The following is a 3,222-nucleotide window of genomic DNA, read 5'->3' as shown; positions in this document are numbered from 1 at the left end:
GCGATTGATCTGATCACCAAACGTCATGAATGTTCCTATCTTTTTTATCTCGCTGATATCGTTATATTATTTGTGGGGATACCTCAGACTCTGACCCCATTTTTTAAGCGGCTTTCACTTTGGGAGAGTCTTCGTGCTCAGTAGCGCTGCTTTGAGTATCGCTTTTTGTGTTGCGTGACTCGTCGGTAGTTTGGCTATCGCGTACGTTCTTCTGCACCGTAATAGCGGCAAAGAGGCTTAGAGTGAAGGCCATGCCGAAGAAGCCTTTTTCACTTAATAAAAACTCAGCATTTAATAAGCCAATTACCAACAATATGATGGCTGATGCAGTAGCTACAGCTGATGCAAGGAAGTATGCTTTGGTCGCTGGCACACCTTCCATTTTATCGCGTACCGTTTTTTGTAAGCTCACTACAGAAAACAAGCCAAATAACATAATAGTGAAGTAATAACCTTTTTCATTAAGCGCCATTGGGGCATTGTAAAGGCCGATAAAATAAGCGCCTACACCCACAATTAGGGCTGCCAGTGATGCTATTCGAAATGCTTTCGTTGGTTTATTCTGAATCTGCATTGTTAAATTCCTCGATAATAGTTGTCTCACCGTTGCTCGCAAAAATAACTGCCTTTTCCGATAAATCGTATTTCTGCATGTAACGAGCAAGGCTTCCAAATGTAGTTGTTTCCACCTTACGACCGTGATCGGACAGCGTCACGCCGTCGCTGAACATACTCGCCAAGCCAAGTTTGGCGCGGCTCATGTTTACTTTTTGCGGCGTAAAATATGCCTTTGCATTAGCTTTTAGCTGGGCTATATCTGTGGTGGAGTACACCGCAGCATTCAGCACATCTAGGGTGTACTCGGTACAGTTTTGTCGTTCACTGTTGAATGGGTTAGCAACGACTGAATAGCGTGGGTTATGCAACAATTTTGCTCTATCTTCGCTGTACATACTTATAAGCGCTTGCTGCACGGCAACCGATGGGATAATGAGGCCTGCTTCGAGCGCATAAGCACTCCAGAAAAAATCTACCGGATAATCGGTAACTAGATGACTCTCGTCTTGTTCATCAGCATCTTGATACAAATTATGGATTGCATAACCTTTGGCTGTCTCTCCATTATCTAGCTGAATGCTTGAGTAGATAGCAATAGCAGTGTGCGTAAAGCGAATGTCCTCCGGCATGTCTTCAATCGGTCTGCCTCGCCTTGCAATAATGAAGGCACGAGCTCCTTGGCTTGCCGCATACTTTTCTACTTCTTTAGAAAAAATGGCAATGGCTTCTGGTGAAAACGAAGGTTTTCCGTGCTGCTGACTACCTGCCAAAGCGTGATTAGCGTTGGCAGTAAGTAGTACCAAAGCCACAGCTATTGAATACAAAAATGTTTTCATACTCTTCCCTGCTTAAATTCTCTCGACTTGCACTGAATAAGAGCCACCTAAAGCGCTCGCTATTTATTATGAAGCGCTAGATGCACAACGCTTCGCTGTAGCAGTGTTTTACCAAACTATAGCCACTTTTATAGCGTCCAATCGCGCTTCAAAGTTCGAGCAATTAATTAACCGTTAGCGTTTAGTTGTGGTAGTAGTTGTCGTAGTCGTTGTTGTGTTAGTGGTCGCAACGACTTTGTTTGGCGCAGGGTCTGCAGTAATAATTGCTTCGGTAATCACTAACGGCTGGTTATTATCAACGGAGGAATGATGACTAGCTCCGTGAATACTGCGGCTACTCTCGTCAATCACACTTTCAGCAACTGCGCTACCTGCCACTACAGCACTGCCGGTTAGTATCACCGGAACAGCGACTACGGCACTCGCTACTGACGCCGTCGTTGCTAAGCCTTCAGATGCAGCAAGTGCGCTATGTTTACTGGCTTTGCCACTGTGGTCGATAGAGTCATCTGCCATTACAGAATGGGTAAGAAGCGCACTACCTAATAGTGCAGTTAACATCAATGTTGAACGCGAATTTTTCATATCACTTGCTCCTAGTATGTAAAGGCGAGATGTGCCTGAACATGTTCTACACTAGAACCAAGAATAAATTTCGTAAACCACAACCGCTGATGTAGTATTAAATTACACCACAAGTATAAATATTTAATACCATGAGCCAAATTAACCTTGTTTACGACACGCTTAAACAATGTTTACGAGAGCAGCGATTTACCTACAAACAGATCGCACAGAAACTGAACGTAAGCGAGGCCAGCGTAAAACGAAATTTCTCTTTACAGGCTTTCAGCCTCGATAAACTGGAACAGATTTGTGAATGTCTAAATTTGTCATTAAGCGACCTTTTTAGCCTGTCGCAAAAGCAGCAGGAAAAAATATCACAGCTGTCTGAGAAGCAAGAAATGGAGCTACTTGCCAATCCCAAGCTACTGCTTGCAGCCGTATGTGTGCGTGATGGCTGGCGATTCTCGGAAATCATCAAGCACTACAATATTTCTGAGGTCGAGGGCATTAAGCTAATGACAACCTTAGACAAACTTAAGCTTATAGAGCTGTTACCGAATAACCGCTACAAGCTGCTCATTGCGCAAAACTTTCGCTGGATCCCTGGTGGTCCGCTAGAAAAATTTATGGAGCAGGAAGTAATGGTGAAGTTTATGGCCCCAAAGAAGAACGAGCCATGGATGTTCCGTTTCTATTTACGCGGCCGCTATTCTCAGACCTCGGTTTCGATTATTCAGCGCCGTCTTGAACAACTGCGACAAGAGGCAGCAAAACTCAGCAGCGAAGATAATGCCCTACCAATTGAAGAACGCCAGCACATTGGTCTTTTAATGGCGATGCGGCCTTGGGAACCCTCGCTTTTTGAAAATATGAAGCGAAAATAACCCTGTCGAAGTATATTTGGGGGGGCAGAGTACATTTCGTAGAAAAGTACTCCGACCCCATTAGTCTACTACACAGAAAATTACTCTGCCCCCGTTAGTTTACTGCTCAGAAAAGTACTCTGACCCCATTATTGGGAGGCGCTTTTTGCCTGCATAGTGACGGGTGCTCTGTTGGAGAGCAGCAGATAAACCATGCTGGCGATGATTAACCCTACAAACCATGCGTAGGCGTAAAGCGTATCGAAAACGGCTGGCACGCTTTCTAGAAAACCAGCTGCGTGAAGAAAACCGGGGATATTGGGTAAAATGCCTATAACAAGCGCAGTCACACCCGCCATGTTCCAACCGTTGTTCGCGCCATATTCGCCAGCGTGTTG

At 44.8% G+C, this 3,222-nt stretch carries 5 protein-coding genes; 1 reads left to right on the top strand and 4 read right to left on the bottom strand.

The window, feature by feature from the left end; all coding sequences use genetic code 11:
• Positions 1–103: 103 nt before the first annotated feature.
• From yiaA to BIZ39_RS21000, 3 genes are all read right to left on the bottom strand, one after another.
• Positions 104–574, bottom strand: coding sequence for an inner membrane protein YiaA (yiaA, locus tag BIZ39_RS21010; protein ID WP_069944987.1), 471 nt, complete (start codon positions 572–574; stop codon positions 104–106).
• The gene (locus BIZ39_RS21005; RefSeq protein ID WP_187447994.1) at positions 558–1,394 is read right to left on the bottom strand and encodes a DUF2145 domain-containing protein; all 837 of its coding nucleotides are present in this window, start codon (positions 1,392–1,394) and stop codon (positions 558–560) included. Before BIZ39_RS21005 ends, yiaA begins: the two co-directional genes overlap by 17 nt.
• A 174-nt stretch (positions 1,395–1,568) precedes the next feature.
• Entirely contained in the window at positions 1,569–1,979 is a 411-nt protein-coding gene (locus BIZ39_RS21000) for a hypothetical protein (RefSeq protein ID WP_187447993.1), read from the bottom strand.
• Between the two features lie 131 nt (positions 1,980–2,110).
• Here BIZ39_RS21000 and BIZ39_RS20995 point away from each other — a divergent pair, with 131 nt between their 5' ends.
• Entirely contained in the window at positions 2,111–2,845 is a 735-nt protein-coding gene (locus BIZ39_RS20995) for a helix-turn-helix domain-containing protein (protein ID WP_039228657.1), read from the top strand.
• Between the two features lie 128 nt (positions 2,846–2,973).
• Here BIZ39_RS20995 and BIZ39_RS20990 read toward each other — a convergent pair.
• On the bottom strand, positions 2,974–3,222 hold a 249-nt coding region (locus tag BIZ39_RS20990; protein ID WP_187447992.1), incomplete at its 5' end, for a cytosine permease.

The organism is Alteromonas sp. BZK5 (genome assembly GCF_014349115.1).
Lineage (GTDB): Bacteria > Pseudomonadota > Gammaproteobacteria > Enterobacterales > Alteromonadaceae > Alteromonas > Alteromonas macleodii.
The sequence above is the reverse complement of the archived record's forward strand: the minus strand, read 5'-3'. Positions and strand labels throughout refer to the sequence as shown.